Consider the following 16,704-nt stretch of genomic DNA (forward strand, 5'->3'; position numbering starts at 1 on the left):
GCTCCTTTCATCTCGTTGTAGACCACCCCTTGAAGGATATGTTCATCTCCTCTTTGCCGGCCTCGAATTCGAGGCGGTGGCCTTCCTGCTTGAAGCTCAACTCATCGATGCGGGGAAAGAAGGCGGCGTCCAGGTAGACATCCATGAGGTTGTAGAAGTCCTTCCGGTTCTGGCTGGCAAAGGGGTACATGGTCCAGTCCGACGCGGTGAAGGCGTTCATGAAGGTGTTGAGGCTCCGCTTGATCATGGAGAAAAAGGGGTCTCGTACCGGGTAGCGCTCTGAGCCGCAAAGGGCGGTGTGCTCCAGGATATGGGCCACCCCCGTGGAGTCTTTGGGCACGGTTTTGAAGGCCACGGAAAAGGTGTTTTCCCGGTCTTCTGCGCTGATGTGGATGTGGGACGCCCCGCTGGCATCGTGCTTCAGCTCGTAATAATAGGCATGGATGTCGGGGATGGGGCACGCCTTGACGCGCAGGCCAGTGGCGGAAGGGGCTGCCCTGTCTGGATGGGGGTGTTGCAGGGGTCGTTGTGTGTCATGGTCTGGTTCATCCCAAAATCTATGGTTCTGCGCACGCCGGGTTGCATGCAGGACAAGGCCACCAAAGACGATTCACCGTGCTCGGCGCGGGGCCGGGTGATGTGTTGTGGCCGCCTCGGGCCCTTAGCGTGACAATCCGGTCGGGCGCGTGAAGGTGCGCTGCGATTCTATAAGATGGGCATCCCAAGCCCGTTTGTCGAGGGCTGGGCCAAAGAGTTCGTGTTTTCTTCGGATGAAACAGTGGGGAAGGAAAGGGGGTTGTCCTCCCTGACAGGTTGTGGACAACACACCGGCCGCCAGGGCGCAAAGGGAGTGCATCGCCTGTGCGCGACGGCGTAAGGGCCTTGGAATCACCCGTTTGCTATGCAAAGGGGCACGAATACGTGCCTGGCGTAAATCCAGGGGCCCGGGATATCCACAACCTGTAAGGGAGAACGATCCTGAATCGGGCAAGAGCAAATGAAATGGATGTGGGACCCGGAAACGCGGGTTCGTACAGGCGCACCCGGATTTCAACCCGACGATGTCTGGTGACAGCGGGTGAGGGGTGTCGGCACGGATGAGTATGCCGAAGTGCACGGGCCGTTTCCATGTCCCTGAAGCGTGTATACCGGGCGTCACTTGGAAGAAGGACGTCAGAGGCAGGTGCCCGGTATGAAGCTTCCGGCTCTTTAGGCGGCGATATACACGCCACGGGTCTTGCGCTTGATGCGGCCGATTTTGTTCAGGCGGAAAATGATGTTGCGAAGTTTTTTGTCTTCAAAACCGGTTTTTGCCTGAATTTTAGCGAAGTCGGCTCCGTTGCGTGAGCTCTTAATGACCTTGAGCACTGTGCCGGATGCAGTCATTTCGGAGCGGTCGCCTTTTTCTTTTCCGGCGCTGGCGACGTAGCCACGGCCTGAGGTCTGGCGAATCAGTTTTTCAAGACGATCAATCTGAGCAGAAAGCTTTTCGATGTCCTGACGGGACGGGATATCGTAGCTTTTGATGATGGTCTTGAAAAGGGAGTCAATGCTCACCGGCTTGGTACGTACGCGACGACGGGTGGCCGGGGTTTCGGGTGCTTGCTCTTCCTGAACGGGGTTGGGGGTCTCTGCAGACATATGTCCTCCTTGTGCTGTTTTGTTTCTTATTATTTGGGTTTATATACAACCAGAAGGATGTCTGAATACCACACGACCGATCTGCACACCCCTGCACGCGCATTTCCCCCCTCTCGTCAGCACGCACGCTCAGGAGCTCCATGACAAACATGGTTTATGCTTGTAGGCAAAACAGAAATCGATCAAGAGACATCCTCTAGTAAGGATTACCCGTTAGATAACTTAATTGTTTATGAGAGTCAAGCAATCTTCAAAGGAAAAAACGGACCTTTTAGTAAAAATCATGAAAACGTGGGGACGTCACGGCGGAAAAAGCACAAATCGTGTTGAAAGGGTATGCGTTTCATGGTATTTTCAAATCGCCGAAAATAAAATGGATTGGTGGATCGGCCCATGAAAATTTCGGTGCCGTTTCAGCCCTTTCCATACCCTGCGACAGTCACTGTAACGAAAACGTCCACCCGGGAAAAAAATTAGGTCGTTGTTACAGTTTTTGTTTATGTGACGTTGTTTTCTAAGGCTTTGCTTTTTTAGGGATTTGAACAATGATTCTTATCTGGACAGAAATCCTTATGTCTAATGACATAAGTATTGGAACAAAATAAAAAAAACAATTTTCGTTTTTCTTTCTAAAAAATTAGAGGTTGGGGCTACCCTCACTATATTGCCATGGGAATGGCAATCGGCGTGTTTGTGGGTGTAACTCCCACCATTCCTTTTCATACGGCTTTAGCAATCGTCCTGGCCTTTGTTCTCCATGGCAGTAAGCCGGCGGCAGCAATAGGGGTCTGGATTGCCAATCCGTTGACGATCCCCCTGTTTTATTACAGCAGTTACAAGGTCGGTGTGGGGCTGTTCGGCGGGAACCGCGGGGATGGACCGAATATCGACCTGATGATTCGGGTGATGGAAAGCGGGATCCCACTGGCAGAAAAACTGGAACGGATCAAAGGCTTTCTTGCTCACCATTTCGGGGTGGCGTGCATGATGCTTGCGGGAAGTATTGTGTTGGCTGTTATTCCTACCATTGTAACCTATTTTTTAACGCGAAAGATGATTGCGGGCACATACACGAGTGTAAAAGTGATCAGTAAATCAAGATACAAGAATGATGGAAATCGCCAATGCGGCGAGGAGAGTGACGATGACATCGCCTAGAATTACCCTGGCTGCGTGGGATATGCATGCGAAAAAGAAGTTTGGGCAGAATTTTTTGAACGACCCCTCGGTGCCGGAGCTTATCGCCGAGCGCGCGGGCATCGCGCCCGAGGACCTTGTGGTGGAGATCGGCCCGGGTCTGGGGGCCTTGACCGTGCCCCTTGCAAGGCGGGCTGCCCGCGTATGTGCCATTGAAAAAGACAGCCAGATCCTGCCTGTTCTTCGCTCCGAGCTTCTTGCTTCGGGCACCGAGAACGTGGAGATATTGAATGAAGACATTCTGAACGTCAGCCTGACGGAGATCGCCGAGGCCCATGGGGGGCCCATTATTGTGGCGGGAAACCTCCCGTACAATATCTCGTCCCAGATTCTCGTGCAGATGATTCGTGAGCGTCGCTGGGTGAAAAAGGCCCTTTTTATGTTTCAGAAGGAGTTGGCCGAGCGCATCACGGCCCCTGAGGGAACTCGGAATTTTGGCCGTATGGCGGCCATGCTGGGCTATTGTGCGCGGATTCGGACCCTGGTGCGGGTGGATGCCTCCAAGTTCTTTCCCCGGCCCAAGGTGGACTCTGAGGTGATCGAGGTGACCTTCCTTGCTGATCCGCCCCACGTGGCCACGGACGAGGCGTTGTTGTTTGCCGTGATCAAGGCGGCTTTCGGGAAACGTCGCAAGAATCTTCGCAACGCTCTGTCCAACAGTGAACTGCCCCTGAGTCCGGTACAGGCCGAGGAGGTGCTGGGCGCTGCGGGGATCGCGGTGAACCGAAGGGCCGAGTCCCTGACGGTGGCCGAGTTCGTCGGGCTGGCCAATGCCCTGGCCGATTTCCTTGCGGCATCGCCCGAGGCGTCCGGCGACTAACGAACGCGGAAGCGACCGTACTTTAAAGGCTCCGGGCATGGCTTCGGGGCCTTTTTTTTGTAAGGGGGATGAAAGGGGCATTTTCAGGGCATAAAAAAAGGGTTCCTTTTTAAAAAAGGAACCCTTGTTCTTTTTATGGTGGCGGGAGTGACGAGACTCGAACTCGCGGCCTCCAGCGTGACAGGCTGGCGTTCTAACCAAACTGAACTACACCCCCGCAGGTGGTGGGCGATGCAGGGCTCGAACCTGCGACTTCAACCTTGTAAGGGTCGCACTCTACCAACTGAGTTAATCGCCCGTTGCCGTGAAGGCTTTCGCCCTCAGGAACGAAGCCTTTTTAGCAATATTCATCGGGTCACGTCAAGGGAATAAAGTGACCCGGTGTTATTTTTTTTTGCCTCGGGTCAGGCCAGCTCCGGGCTGGTGAAAAGGCTGGTTCCTTCAGGCGTGATAAGGGCTTCGTTTAACACGTCATCCAGATGGTCGGCCGGAACCACCTCCATCTGCTTGAGGATGGAGGCCGGAATCTCTTCCAGGTCCTTTTCGTTCTCTTTGGGGATGATCACCTTTTTCAGGCCCCCGCGATGGGCGGCAAGGATCTTCTCCTTGAGGCCGCCGATGGGCAGGACCCGTCCCCTGAGGGTGATCTCGCCTGTCATGGCCACATCTTTGTCCACGGGGTATTTGGTAAAGGCGGAGACAAGGGCCGTGCACATGGTGATGCCGGCAGAGGGGCCGTCTTTGGGGATGGCTCCTTCGGGCACGTGGATGTGGATGTCCACCTTGCTGTAGAAATCGTCGTCGAGCTTCAGGGCTGCGGATTTGGATCGGACGTAGCTTACCGCGGCCCGTGCCGACTCTTTCATGACGTCTCCGAGCTTGCCCGTGACCGTGAGGTTGCCTTTGCCGGGCATCAGGGCCGTTTCGATGCAGAGGAGCTCACCCCCTACCTGGGTCCAGGCCAGGCCCGTGACAATGCCGATCTGGTCCTTCTCTTCTCCCTGGCCGTAGCGGAAGCGGATGGGGCCGAGGTGTTTTTCCACCTTCTTAGGCACGATCTTCACCGGCTTTTTCGCCTTCTTCTTGACCACCTCCAGGGCGCTTTTCCTGCAGACGCCGGAGATCTCCCGTTCCAGGTTTCGAACCCCTGCCTCCCGGGTGTAGTTGCGGATGATGTCGAAAACCGCCTGGCGGGTAAAGTCGATCTCATCCACTTTCAGGCCGTTCATCTTGGTCTGTTTAGGGATGAGGTGGTCCTTGGCGATCATGTATTTTTCCTGCTCGGTGTAGCCGGGGATACGGATCACCTCCATCCTGTCCTGCAGGGGCAGGGGGATGTCCGAGAGGGTGTTGGCCGTGGTGATGAACAGGATGTCCGACAAATCGTAGTCCACATCAAGGAAGTGGTCGTTGAAGGTGTTGTTCTGCTCGGGATCCAGCACCTCCAGAAGGGCGGACGAGGGGTCGCCCCTGAAGTCGGTGCTCATCTTGTCCACCTCGTCGAGGCAGAAGACCGGGTTGTTGACTCCGGCTTTTTTCAGGTTCTGGATGATTTTACCGGGCATGGCGCCCACGTATGTGCGGCGGTGTCCCCGGATTTCCGCTTCGTCGCGCACGCCCCCTAAGGAGATGCGGATAAAGCGCCTGCCCGTGGCACGGGCAACAGAGCGTGCCAGGGAGGTCTTGCCCACACCCGGAGGGCCCACAAGGCAGAGGATGGGGCCCCGTACCTTGTTGACCAGGGACTGCACGGCCAGGTACTCCAGGATGCGCTCCTTGGGCTTTTCCAGGCCAAAGTGGTCCTTGTTGAGGATGGCCTCGGCTTCGGTGAGATCGCTCTTGGTCTTGCTGCGGTTGTACCAGGGCAGGTCCAGCATCCAGTCGATGTAGTTTCGTACCACACTGGCTTCGGCGCTCATGGGCGACATCATCTTGAGCTTTTTGAATTCCTGCTTCACCTTGAAGGCCGCCTCCTTGGAGAGGCGCTTGCCCTTGATGCGCTGCTCAAGCTCCTGGAGTTCGTCGTCGGCGCTGTCGTCGGCACCCATCTCCTTTTTAATGGCCCGCATCTGTTCGGTGAGGTAGTAGTTTTTCTGGGTCTGCTCGATCTGGTTTTTCACCCGACCGCGAATTTTCTGACCCATTTCGAAGATTTCGCCTTCTCGGGGGGCGCTTGATGAGCCCCAGAAGGATGTCCATGCGCTTGCCGATGTCCACTGCTTCCAGAAGGGTCTGCTTGTCGGCGACCTTGAAGGGCAGGTGGGAGGCGACGGTGTCGGCCAGCTTTCCTGATTCTTCGATGGCGGCAACTTTTCCGATGAGCTCTTTGGAGATGCTCTTGTTGAGCTTGGTGTACTCTTCAAAGGCATCGATGACGGCCCGGGACAGGGCTTCGCCTTCGGCTTCGGTCACCGGGGTCTCCGGCATGGGCTCGGCATCCACGGACAGGAATTCCTCGCCGGGGATAAACGAGACGATGCGGCCTCGGGCCTTGCCTTCCACCAGGGCCTTGACCGTGCCGTCGGGCAGTTTGAGAAGCTGAAGGATGGTGCCCACGGTTCCGACACTGCTGATGTCCTGCTCTTCGGGGTTGTCCACTCCGGCGATGCGCTGGGTCGACAGGAAAATGGTTTTGTTTTTTCCCATGGCCTCAGCCAGTGCGTTGACGGACTTGGTCCGTCCCACAAACAGGGGCACCACCATTCCGGGGAAAACCACGATGTCCCGCAGGGGAAGAATCGGAAGCGTCACACGGCTGGAACTGGAATCATCGTTTTTAAATATCTTCGGTATATTGATCATCGGAGCTTCTTCACCATCATCTGATAAGGTAGTTGGTCGAGGAGGAAGGGTCAGCGGCCTGAAGGGCACGTTCAAAGGATGGTCCCACAGGGGATCGCCGATCAAACCGGGGCCCTTTCCGCACCGCAAAGGGGCGGAAAGGGCGTTCAACCGGATTGTGCCGGCCAGAGGGCCAGGGGAACAGTCACCCGCGGGGGTCTGAAGGACGGGGCCGGTCCTGCGCCGGTACGTCAGGTGGTTCCGCGGAGGGGTTCCGTGTTCCTCAAGCCTGCTGCTGAGGTGTTTCGGAGAGAATGATGACTTTTTCGAGGATCACATCTTCATTGATCACGCACTCGCTGATGTTTTCCAGGGAAGGGATTTCGTACATGATATCAAGCATGGATCGCTCGAGGATGGCCCGAAGGCCGCGGGCACCGGACTTACGTTCCACCGCCTCGTGGGCGATGGCCTTCACCGCGTCGTCGGTGAACCGGAGCTTCACGTCTTCGAACTCGAAGAGCTTCTGGAACTGCTTGATCAGTGCGTTCTTGGGTTCCGTCAGGATCTTGATCAGTGAGTTTTCGCCCAGCTCGTTCAGGGTGGCGATGACGGGAAGGCGTCCGAGAAATTCGGGAATGAGCCCGAACTTGATGAGGTCTTCCGGTCGAACCATCGTGAGGAGTTCACCCAGGCTCTTGTCTTGTCGGCTGGTGACGGTGGCCCCGAAGCCCAGCGCTTTTTCGCCGGTTCGCCTCTGGACCAGTTTCTCCAGGCCGGTAAAGGTACCGCCGCAGATAAACAGGATGTTGTTGGTGTTGATCTTGACAAAGTCCTGCTGCGGGTGCTTACGGCCCCCTTTGGGGGGGACGCTGGCCGTTGTTCCCTCGATGATCTTGAGGAGGGCCTGCTGCACCCCTTCGCCGGAGACATCCCGGGTGATGGAGGGGTTGTCGGAACGCTGGGCGATTTTGTCGATCTCATCGATGTAGACAATGCCGCGTTCGGCCCGTTCCACGTCGTAATCCGCATTCTGGAGCAGGGAGAGGATGATGTTCTCCACGTCTTCGCCCACGTAGCCCGCCTCGGTGAGGCTGGTGGCGTCGGCAATGGTGAAGGGCACATCCAGGAAGCGCGCCAGGGTCTGAGCCAGCAGGGTTTTCCCCGAGCCGGTGGGCCCGATGAGCAGGATGTTGCTTTTCTGAAGTTCCACCTCCGACGAGCTCATGGCCGAGTCCAGTCGCTTGTAGTGGTTCCGGACGGCTACGGAGAGGACTTTCTTGGCCCGATCCTGCTCGATGACATACTCATCGAGTCGCTCTTTGATCTCCTTGGGGGTCAAGAGCACTTCGGGGCTCTGGGGCTCCTTGATGCCTTCATCCTCAATGATCTCGCTGCAGAGCTGGATGCATTCGTCGCAGATATACACTGCGGGACCGGCGATGAGCTTCTTGACTTCTTTCTGGTTTTTACCGCAGAACGAGCAGAAAAGCTTATCATTTCCGTCCGACTGTTTTGTCATGGATTACTCCTCCGATTTTACAAGGTTCGCCAGATCTTCCCTGTTCTTGACGACATGATCGATGAGGCCGTACTCCTTGGCTTCCAGGCCGGACATGAAGAAATCCCTGTCGGTATCCGCCTGAACTTTGTCGTAGGGCTGCCCTGTGTGGGTTACCAGGATGTTGTTGAGTTCTTCGCGCATGCGGAGAATCTCCCGGGCGTGGATTTCGATATCCGCCGCCTGGCCCTGGGCTCCACCCAATGGCTGGTGAATCATGATACGGGAGTTGGGAAGGCTGTATCGTTTTTTCTCGGCCCCTGCGCACAGGAGCAGGGCCCCCATGCTGGCGGCCTGTCCGATACAGACGGTAGCAACCTCCGGTTTGATGTATTGCATGGTGTCGTAAATAGCCATACCGGCTGTTACGGACCCCCCCGGGGAGTTGACGTACAGGTAGATGTCTTTGTCAGGATCTTCCGATTCCAGGAAGAGTAGCTGCGCCACCAGCAGGTTGGCGACTTCATCGTTGATGGCGGTGCCTAAAATAACGATCCGGTCTTTGAGAAGTCGTGAATAGATGTCGTACGACCTTTCACCTCTGCTTGTCTGCTCAACTACCATGGGGATAAGTGGCACGAGTGTCTCCTCCTTGGTGAAAGGCTGCCCCAAAGGGCAGCCCTTGGTTTTAATTCGGCGTTACGCTTCGTCCGCTTCCGCGGCGTCTGCGTCTTCGAGCGTTGGTTCCACTTCGTCAACGTCGCTAATCTCAATAATAAGACGCACTGCCTTTTTTTCAAGCAGGGTAAGCTTCAAAACATCGATTTTGTCGGGGTTGGCCTGGTAAAAAGCGTGGATGGCGTCCACGGGCTGGCCCACCATGGCGGCCATATCGGCGTAACCTGCTTCGAGCTCTTCGTCGGTGAGTTCCATCTCTTCCTGCTGGACGATGGCGGCCAGGAGGAGGTGGCGGCGAACCTGCTTGTCGGCCAGCTCACGGTACTGATCACGGAGCTCTTCGCGGCTCTTGCCAAGCTGCTCGATGCTCATGCCGTTCATCTGGAAGGCACGCTCGGCCTCGGCCAGAATGGCGTCGAGTTCGTACTCGATCATGATGTCGGGGACGTCAAACTCATGGCGCTCGATGAGGGTGGAGAAGATCTGCTCGTTGAGCTCCTGCTCCATTCTCTTTTCGTAGTTGGCGGTGAGGTTTTTAACGATCTCTTCCTTCAGGGCGTCAATGGAGTCGAAGGGACCCATGGTCTTGGCGAATTCGTCGGTGAGCTCGGGGAGCACCTCTTCCAGGATCTGGTTGAGCTTCACCTTGAAGGTGAGGGTGTTGCCCGCCAGGTTGGAGTTGACGTAGGTGTCGGCGTAGGTGATCTCGAACTCTTTTTCGTCACCGGCGTTCATGCCCACGAGCTGCTCATCGAACTGGTTGCTCATGGCCGCAGCACCGATCTTCATCTGCTGGTTTTCCACGAGGGGGGTGTTCTCGAAGGACTCGCCGTCCTTGAAACCCTCGTAGGTCAGCACGGCGTAGTCGCCGTCGGCTGCGGGACGGGCCTCGGCGATGGGCTCGCGCTTGGCGCCGTTGCGGCGAAGCATCTGGAGCTGGGCGTCGAGCTCTTCGTCGGTGGCCTTGTAGAGGGTCTTGGTGATTTTCATCTCTTTGAAGTTGATCTCGCCGAGTTCGGGGCGGAGTTCAACGGAGGCGGTGAATTTGAAATCAGCCGCAGGATCCAGCTCGGGGGCTTCCACCAGCTCGGGCTGGCCGATGATGCTGTACTCTTTGTCACGGATCGCTTCCATGAGAGCGGACTGGATCAGTTTGGAGACGACGTCGCCGTGGACATCATTTTTATACATGCGCTCCAGAACGGAACGGGGGGCCTTGCCGGGGCGAAAGCCTTTGACCTTGGCTGTTTTCTTCAGCTGGTTGTATGCTGCATCCAGTTCGCCGACAACGGTTTCATTCGGCACTTCGATATGCAGGGTCTTCTTGACGCTGCTGACGTCTTCTACAGTAAAATTCATTGTGATCCTTTCCACTTCGGCACCCTTTCGGCCTGCCTGGAACCAGGCGGTCGACATGCGCCTTGATTGCTGCTGACGTTACCCCACCCTTTGGTCGGCAAAAGGTGAATACCCGTAAGGGCCGCGCGAGGGTGCAGCCCTGTTTCATAATGTCATCATCTTCCGGTGCCTGCCGGGTTTCGGCATGGGGCTCGGGGGATGTTTTTTCCTGTTCAAATGCCGCTTTATCTTTTATAGTTTTCAGCGGCGTTGAACGCCTGAAAGGGCCTTGGAATCAAGATTTTGGGCGATTCTCGGGGGCCCTGGGTTAAAATCGGCGAAATTGACAATAAATTTTTCGGGCAATGTCAAATACTATTGGTGAAGGGCGTGATGAGAAGGGGCTTCGGGTTTCATCCTCCCCGCGCAGCGCCGCCGAAGGGGTGAAGGAATGCTCAAAAGTGGAAGGGGGCCGAAGGCCGTGGCCTTGGTTTCCGCCTGTGTCATGGTTCTGCTGTTTGCCGCAGCAGGTTATGGGGGGGAGAGGCCCGTGGTGGTCCTGGATCCCGGGCACGGCGGCGACGATGTCGGTGTGACCGGTTCCTACGGGTCCCGAGAGAAAGATGTGACCCTGGCCCTGGCCCTCGAATTGAGGAGGCAGCTGGGACTCTCCTGTGATGTGCGCCTGACGCGGGAGTCGGACCGCGAGATGTCCGTCATGCGTCGGGTCGAACTTGCCAACAGCTTCCACGGTGACCTCTTGATTTCATTGCACGCAGGTGGGGGGCTCTCCCGTGATGCCAACCGCATCGCCCTTTTTGTTCAGCATGAACCCAAGGGCCGTGCGACAGATTCGGGCCGTGATAACGGATGGGGCGGAGGCCATCGGCCCCATATTCCGGAGAGCCAGGCACTGGCCACGGTGCTGGAGCGGCCCCTGGCCCTTCTTGACGGGTATGAAGGGGTGGATTACTCGGCGGTCCCCCTGGGAATAGCCAGGGGCGCCGGGATGCCGGTGGTGCTTCTGGAGGTGGGAGCGGCCATGCATCCCTGAAGAGGGGCGGCTCGAAAGTCCCGAGCACCTCCGGCGGGTGGCAGCTGCCGTGGCTGCCGGGATCGACGCTTATCTCCTGCGCTGAGCAGGCGGCGGTATTAGCCCTTGCATGGTCCAGGCAACTGTGTTAGTTTCCCTGTCGTTTAATCGGGGCGTAGCGCAGCCTGGTAGCGCGCCTGCTTTGGGAGCAGGATGTCGCAGGTTCGAATCCTGCCGCCCCGACCAGATTTCTTGAAACCACCCCTTGAAAAGAGGGGTGGTTTTTTTATGGCCGAAATGAAGGCCGCCCCTGCCTTCGCCTCAGGGCGAATCCCCCGCCTTTTCAATGGTAAAGTGGCGATCCAGGCGCATGGTCGTGAAGAGCCCGTAGATGTCTTCGGCAATGTTGATCACCTTCAGGGTGGCGCCGTGCTGGTCCAGGGTGTTGTGGGTGGCGATAATGACCCCGATCCCCACGGAGTCCACCATCTCAACCCCATGCAGGTCGATGGTCAGTTCCTCCAGCTCTTCGGCAATCTCACCGTTTAATTCCGATCGAAACTCGCCGGCCATGGAGGCGACAATATCTCGTCCCGGGCGAATGGTCACGCGACGGTCATCTCGAATGATTTCACTCATGTTCCACCTTTTCGTCGTTAAAATAAGGATGGGGTTGTGGCGTCATTATGGTTGTTCGGGTTGTGGGCCGGGCATGCCCCGGCCTCTTGTCCGTCAATCCTGGCGGTGCTGCGCATGTCGCGTCACCGGTCGAAGGGGTGGGCTCGGGAAAGAGGGATATCAGCGTGAAATGGCGGGGCTGTCTGGCCCGTTGGTCGACGTATCGGTTCCGCTGAGGGTAACGGTTTCACGGTTTATGATTCCTGGGGATTGGGACAGTGCCCTTACGGTGTGAGGCGTTTGTCAGGAATTAAGGCCGCAGCCTCCTCATCAAGGGTGCATATATGGCTATTTTTACCACACCGGTTGGGAAATCACAAATAAAAATATGGGTCCAACCGCTTGTCCTTATGAGGAATTCGTGGGCTGGCGCGGGCCGCAAGCCGTCGCAAAATCCATTGACACCCTGCCCGCGGCTGGTCAATAGTTGGCAGCTGAGGGCCGTTGGCAGGTCCGACCCCATGGAAACCGCAAGCACTGAATTCAGCCGGAGCCCACGGCTCCGTATCTCATCTCATGCGAGGAGACAAACAGGTGGTATCTTTAAGCGACATCGCCGTATGGCGGGGGGAGTCAAGTTCCCGGATCCGGTCGGAGCTGTTCTGGGCATGTGCCGGGGCCCTTCTTCTGACCTTTGCCTTTCCCGGCCCCGCCCTGGGGCTGCTGGCATGGGGGGCCCTTGTTCCCCTGATCGTGATTTCCCTGACCTCTGAACCCAAGCGCGCCCTGCGGGTGGGGTATCTCACCGGCGTTCTCCATTTTCTGGCCCTGCTGCGCTGGGTGGTGGGGACCATTCATCAATACGGTGGTATTCCCTGGATTGCGGGCATTGCCGCCCTTCTCCTGCTCTGCCTTTACCTTGGCGCCTACGTCGGGGCCTTTGCCTGGTGCCTTGCCCGCTGGCGACGGGGTACGCTTTATTCCCTGGTGCTGGCCCCTGTTCTCTGGGTTGCCCTGGAATACCTACGCACCAAAGCCCTCACCGGGTTTCCCTGGGGGCTTCTGGGCTACACCCAGCAGGATGCTCTGGCCCTTATTCAGCTGACGGATGTCACCGGAGTGTACGGGCTTTCGTTCCTCGTCGTGCTGGTGAATACGGCCCTGGCCCTGTGCGTGGTGCACGGAATGGGGCGAAACGGCGACGGGCATTCCGGTTCGGCGTGGGGCGCACCCGTGCTGGCGGTGGCGCTGGCCGCTGCCTGTGTGGGCGGGGCCTTTGCCTACGGCACCCATCGCATGGCCGAGGTGGATGAAGCGCAGGGCAAGGCCAAGGCCTTGAAGGTTGCGGTGATTCAGGGAAATATCGATCAGGCGGTCAAGTGGGACGCAGCCTACCAGACCGCAACCATCAAGACCTATCAGGCGCTTTCAACGGAAGCCCTGGCCAAAGAGCCCGACGTGATTGTATGGCCCGAGACAGCCACACCTTTTTATTACCTGAACCCGGTGGACGGGCTCTTGACCCGCGAGGTGAACCGGGGGCTTGCCAAAGGAGATGCGGACTGGATCCTGGGAGCCCCTGCGGCGGAACGCGCAGGGCAGGGGTGGCGCTATTTTAACCGGGCCTATGCCGTCACCTCGGAAGGGGCGGTCATCGGCAGCTACGACAAGGTGCACCTCGTCCCCTTCGGGGAGTATATCCCGTTTCAGAACCTGCTTTTTTTCGTCAAGCGCCTGGTGGCCTCGGCCGGTAATTTTTCTGCCGGGACCAAGGGGATCATCCAGGGGCTGGGACTGGCATGCCGGGATCCAGATCTGCTTTGAGTCCATCTTTCCGGAGCTCTCCGTGGCGTCGGTGCGGTCTGGGGCGGGGCTTCTCATCAACCTGACCAACGACGCCTGGTTCGGTCGGTCCGGGGCGCCTTACCAGCATTTTCAGATGGCCCGTTTCCGGGCGGTGGAGACCCGAAGGGCCCTGGCCCGCAGCGCCAACACCGGCATCAGCGGGTTTGTGGACCCCGTGGGGCGCGTGAGCGGGGCCACGGACCTGTATGAAGAGGCCTGGCGCGTGGCCTCTCTTCCGGTGATGACCCTGACCAGCCTGTATGTGCGCTACGGTGATTTTTTTGCATGGCTTTGTGTTGCCATGGCCCTTGCGTTCGGTCCGGTGGGCGGGGGCATCAGGCGGCGATTTCTGTGAAAGGCCAGGGGCTTTTCCGGGGGGCATGAAAAAACGGTTTCACTGTCTGGGGATCAATGGTAGATAGGGGAGTTGAGGCCGGGTGTGTACCGGCTGGTAACCCATTGCTCTGCCATCGTTGCCCCGTCCGGGGGGCGTTGCTGCGGGCGTGGGCAGACGATTTTGACGGCAAGCCCTTTAAGGAGATAAAACATGTCAATTGAGTTGAAACAGGCATTTCGAGAGTTCAGTACTCGCCTGGGACAGCTGGGAGGTTGTCTTTGACCTGCCTGGCAAAGAGTTTCGACTAAAAGAACTTGAAGCCCAGGTGTCCCACAAGGACTTCTGGAACAATCCCGACGCCACCACCGCCGTTCTCAAGGAGCGGTCCTTCCTGACCACCCTTTTAGACAATTGGAACGAGCTTTCAAAGGACATCGAAGACGGTGAACTCCTGCTGGAACTCGCCATGGAAGAGGGCGACAAGGAGACCCTTGAAGAGGTGGCGCGCCATGCCGACGGGATTGATAAGCGACTGAAGAGCCTCTCTGTTGAGATGATGCTCGATGGAAAAGATGACGATCGAAACGCCATCGTTTCCATCAACCCCGGCGCAGGGGGCACCGACTCCCAGGACTGGGCCGAGATGCTGTTGCGCATGTACACCCGCTGGTGTGAGCACAAGGGGTTCAAGGTGACCATGGTGGACTACCAGCCCGGTGACGAAGCCGGGATCAAGGGTGCCACCTTTACGGTGACCGGGACCAACGCCTTCGGCTACCTGAAGGTGGAGAGCGGTGTGCACCGGCTGGTGCGGATCTCTCCCTTCAACGCCAACGGCAAGAGGCAGACCTCCTTTTCGTCGGTTTTCGTCTGTCCCGAAGTGGACAACGAGATCGTCATCGACGTTCAGGAGAAAGACCTGCGCGTGGATGTCTTCCGGGCCAGCGGTGCCGGCGGCCAGCACGTCAACAAGACGAGCAGCGCCGTGCGCATCACCCACATCCCCACGGGGATCGTGGTGCAGTGCCAGCAGGAATCCTCCCAGCATCGGAACCGCGAAATCGCCATGAGCGTGTTGCGTTCCCGCCTCTACCAGGTGGAGATGCAGAAGGTGGAGTCCGAGATGCAGGAGATGCACGACAACAAGGACGAGATCGCCTGGGGCAGCCAGATCCGTTCCTACGTGATGCATCCCTACCAGATGGTGAAAGACCATCGCACCGATGAAGAGAGCGGAAACATCAAGGCCGTCATGGACGGTGCCCTGGATCCCTTCATCGAAGCCGCCCTCATGGCGAGGCGCAAGCGATGAGCGTGGATGTCGACGCCATCTTGAAGGCCCACTACGGCAACGGGTCGGAAGCCCTTGAGGTGCTTTTGACCCACAGCCGCTGCGTGGCCCACAAGGCCCTGGCCGTGGCTCACCGGGTGGCCCACCTGAACCCGGACCTCCGGTTTATCGAGGAGGCCTCCATGCTCCACGACATCGGCATGGTCCGCACCTGGGCGCCGGGCATCGGGTGCCGGGGGGAGGCCCCCTATATCCGTCACGGCGTCATCGGTGCTGAAATGCTCCTGGAGGCGGGGCTTCCCCGTCATGCCCGGGTGTGCGAGCGCCATACCGGGGCCGGGCTCTCGGCCCGGGAGATCATGGACGCTGATCTGCCCCTGCCCCACCGGGACCTCCAGCCCGAAACCCTGGAAGAGAAGATCATCTGCTACGCCGATAAATTTTTTTCCAAAAACCCCGACACCCTGACCGTTGAAAAATCCATGGACAAGGTGCGACGCCTCATGGCCCGGTACGGCGACACCCAGCTTGAGCGATTCGAGGCCATGGCCAGCCTCTTCGGCTGAGTCCGCCGCCCGGCCCCGGACCCCTCCGGGTTTTGCACGGGCCGTCGCATCCAACCCCATGCGTACCCCACACACAAAGGCGCTTCCGTTGACTTCAGACCCCAAAGAATCCGGAGAATTCGGGCTCATCGATACCCTGGTGACGCGGCGGCCCCACAGGGCCAGCCTTTACCGTCCCTGCCGCGTGGCCGCAGGGGACGATGCCGCCCTTCTGGCCTGGCTTGCCCAGCCTGTGATCACCACCGACACCCAGCGGGAAGGAGTGCATTTCCGGCGCGACTGGCAGACCCCCTTTGAGATCGGCGCCAAGGCCGTTTCCGTCACCTTAAGCGATCTTGCCGCCTCCTTTGCCAGGCCCGTGGCCCTGTTCGTGAACCTGGGGCTTCCACCCACACTCCCCGGGGCCGTGGCCGAGGAACTCTACGACGGCCTGGGTCATGCGCTGGAGCGTTACGGGTGCGACCTGGGCGGAGGCAACACCTCCCGGGCCTCCGAGCTCTCCCTGGATCTTTTTGCCGTGGGTGAGGGCCAGGGGCGCATGCCCCGTCGAACAGACGCCTGCCCCGGAGACCTGGTGTGCGTCACCGGTCCCCTGGGGCTGGCCCGGGCCGGGCTTCGGTGCCTGGAAACCCAGGAGACCCGTTATCCAGAGCTCTGGCCGAAGGCCTTCAAAGAACCCGAAGCCCGATTCGATGCGGCCGAGGCGCTGGTAACACCGGGTACGCTGCGCCATGGACATCAGCGACGGCCTTGCCGGAGACGCCGGGCACCTGGCCCGGGAATCCAAGGTGAGCCTGGTTTTTGATCTGAGGCCGGACATGGCCCACGGCGCCCTTACCGACTGGTGCGGGGCCACAGGGGAAGACCCCCTTGCGTACATGGCCTCCGGGGGAGAAGAGTACGAGTTGCTTTTTGCCTGCAACCCGGATACCCTTGCGGCCATCGAAGCCGACTTACCCGGCGTGATGTGCGTGGGCCGTGTGACGGACCGGTCCGGCTCGCCCCTTTCGGGCCTTCCGGACGATGCATCCTCTTTTGAACACCGATGAGCAAAGCAA

17 protein-coding genes and 3 tRNA genes are annotated in these 16,704 nt (G+C 58.4%); 10 read left to right on the forward strand and 10 right to left on the reverse strand.

Features of this window, described 5'->3' with window-relative positions:
• Nucleotides 1-7: 7 nt before the first annotated feature.
• Nucleotides 8-355: an insulinase family protein gene (locus ACOYW1_RS31585; protein ID WP_482421085.1), complete on the reverse strand. Its 348-nt coding sequence runs from the start codon at nt 353-355 to the stop codon at nt 8-10.
• Between the two features lie 854 nt (nt 356-1,209).
• A complete protein-coding gene (locus ACOYW1_RS31590; RefSeq protein WP_482414645.1) occupies nt 1,210-1,641 on the reverse strand; it encodes a hypothetical protein in 432 nt (143 codons plus the stop codon).
• 663 nt (nt 1,642-2,304) lie between these two features.
• Between ACOYW1_RS31590 and ACOYW1_RS31595 the strand changes: the two genes are divergently transcribed.
• Together ACOYW1_RS31595 and rsmA are read left to right on the forward strand one after the other, a co-directional pair.
• Nucleotides 2,305-2,799 carry a DUF2062 domain-containing protein gene (locus tag ACOYW1_RS31595; RefSeq protein ID WP_482423868.1) on the forward strand — a complete coding sequence of 165 codons (495 nt, stop codon included), beginning with the start codon at nt 2,305-2,307 and terminating at the stop codon, nt 2,797-2,799.
• The gene (gene rsmA, locus ACOYW1_RS31600; RefSeq protein ID WP_482421086.1) at nt 2,786-3,658 is read left to right on the forward strand and encodes a 16S rRNA (adenine(1518)-N(6)/adenine(1519)-N(6))-dimethyltransferase RsmA; all 873 of its coding nucleotides are present in this window, start codon (nt 2,786-2,788) and stop codon (nt 3,656-3,658) included. The genes ACOYW1_RS31595 and rsmA overlap by 14 nt, the downstream gene beginning before the upstream one ends.
• Before the next feature lie 139 nt (nt 3,659-3,797).
• On the opposite strand, the gene ACOYW1_RS31605 is transcribed toward rsmA, so the two are convergent.
• The 7 genes from ACOYW1_RS31605 to tig form a co-directional block, all read right to left on the reverse strand.
• A tRNA-Asp gene (locus tag ACOYW1_RS31605) sits at nt 3,798-3,875 on the reverse strand.
• 5 nt (nt 3,876-3,880) lie between these two features.
• Nucleotides 3,881-3,956: transfer RNA gene (locus ACOYW1_RS31610), tRNA-Val, on the reverse strand.
• A gap of 106 nt (nt 3,957-4,062) precedes the next feature.
• The gene (gene lon, locus ACOYW1_RS31615; protein ID WP_482421087.1) at nt 4,063-5,802 is read right to left on the reverse strand and encodes an endopeptidase La; all 1,740 of its coding nucleotides are present in this window, start codon (nt 5,800-5,802) and stop codon (nt 4,063-4,065) included.
• The gene (locus tag ACOYW1_RS31620) at nt 5,714-6,460 is read right to left on the reverse strand and encodes an LON peptidase substrate-binding domain-containing protein (RefSeq protein ID WP_482421088.1); all 747 of its coding nucleotides are present in this window, start codon (nt 6,458-6,460) and stop codon (nt 5,714-5,716) included. The genes lon and ACOYW1_RS31620 overlap by 89 nt, the downstream gene beginning before the upstream one ends.
• A gap of 262 nt (nt 6,461-6,722) precedes the next feature.
• The gene (gene clpX / locus ACOYW1_RS31625) at nt 6,723-7,961 is read right to left on the reverse strand and encodes an ATP-dependent Clp protease ATP-binding subunit ClpX (protein WP_482421089.1); all 1,239 of its coding nucleotides are present in this window, start codon (nt 7,959-7,961) and stop codon (nt 6,723-6,725) included.
• A gap of 3 nt (nt 7,962-7,964) precedes the next feature.
• Complete coding sequence (gene clpP, locus ACOYW1_RS31630; RefSeq protein ID WP_482414649.1) at nt 7,965-8,579, reverse strand: ATP-dependent Clp endopeptidase proteolytic subunit ClpP; 615 nt, start codon at nt 8,577-8,579, stop codon at nt 7,965-7,967.
• A gap of 60 nt (nt 8,580-8,639) precedes the next feature.
• Nucleotides 8,640-9,977 (reverse strand): trigger factor, encoded by a 1,338-nt coding sequence (gene tig, locus ACOYW1_RS31635; RefSeq protein ID WP_482414650.1) that lies wholly within the window; start codon nt 9,975-9,977, stop codon nt 8,640-8,642.
• Nucleotides 9,978-10,407: 430 nt separating this feature from the next.
• Between tig and ACOYW1_RS31640 the strand changes: the two genes are divergently transcribed.
• Complete coding sequence (locus ACOYW1_RS31640) at nt 10,408-11,010, forward strand: N-acetylmuramoyl-L-alanine amidase family protein (RefSeq protein ID WP_482421090.1); 603 nt, start codon at nt 10,408-10,410, stop codon at nt 11,008-11,010.
• 148 nt (nt 11,011-11,158) lie between these two features.
• Nucleotides 11,159-11,235 (forward strand) — tRNA-Pro (locus ACOYW1_RS31645).
• Nucleotides 11,236-11,310: 75 nt separating this feature from the next.
• Here the strand turns inward: ACOYW1_RS31645 and ACOYW1_RS31650 are convergent.
• On the reverse strand, nt 11,311-11,628 hold the full coding sequence (locus ACOYW1_RS31650; RefSeq protein ID WP_180137228.1) for an STAS domain-containing protein: 318 nt from the start codon (nt 11,626-11,628) through the stop codon (nt 11,311-11,313).
• A gap of 573 nt (nt 11,629-12,201) precedes the next feature.
• On the opposite strand from ACOYW1_RS31650, the gene lnt reads away from it, so the two are divergent.
• The 6 genes from lnt (at nt 12,202) to ACOYW1_RS31680 (ending at nt 16,695) form a co-directional block, all read left to right on the forward strand.
• The gene (lnt, locus tag ACOYW1_RS31655; protein WP_482421091.1) at nt 12,202-13,431 is read left to right on the forward strand and encodes an apolipoprotein N-acyltransferase; all 1,230 of its coding nucleotides are present in this window, start codon (nt 12,202-12,204) and stop codon (nt 13,429-13,431) included.
• 4 nt (nt 13,432-13,435) lie between these two features.
• Nucleotides 13,436-13,807 carry a nitrilase-related carbon-nitrogen hydrolase gene (locus ACOYW1_RS31660; protein ID WP_482423869.1) on the forward strand — a complete coding sequence of 124 codons (372 nt, stop codon included), beginning with the start codon at nt 13,436-13,438 and terminating at the stop codon, nt 13,805-13,807.
• A gap of 192 nt (nt 13,808-13,999) precedes the next feature.
• Nucleotides 14,000-15,101, forward strand: a protein-coding gene (gene prfB / locus ACOYW1_RS31665; protein WP_482414653.1) for a peptide chain release factor 2 whose coding sequence is annotated in 2 segments (ribosomal slippage) — nt 14,000-14,056 and nt 14,058-15,101 — 1,101 coding nt in all. Because the reading frame shifts where the segments join, the coding sequence is not laid out codon by codon here.
• Entirely contained in the window at nt 15,098-15,646 is a 549-nt protein-coding gene (locus ACOYW1_RS31670; RefSeq protein ID WP_482421092.1) for an HD domain-containing protein, read from the forward strand. Before prfB ends, ACOYW1_RS31670 begins: the two co-directional genes overlap by 4 nt.
• A gap of 88 nt (nt 15,647-15,734) precedes the next feature.
• On the forward strand, nt 15,735-16,451 hold the full coding sequence (locus ACOYW1_RS31675; protein ID WP_482421093.1) for a thiamine-phosphate kinase: 717 nt from the start codon (nt 15,735-15,737) through the stop codon (nt 16,449-16,451).
• Nucleotides 16,378-16,695, forward strand: coding sequence for a hypothetical protein (locus tag ACOYW1_RS31680; RefSeq protein ID WP_482421094.1), 318 nt, complete (start codon nt 16,378-16,380; stop codon nt 16,693-16,695). Before ACOYW1_RS31675 ends, ACOYW1_RS31680 begins: the two co-directional genes overlap by 74 nt.
• Nucleotides 16,696-16,704: the final 9 nt, after the last annotated feature.

Source organism: Desulfoluna sp. CYM3A (assembly GCF_056829965.1).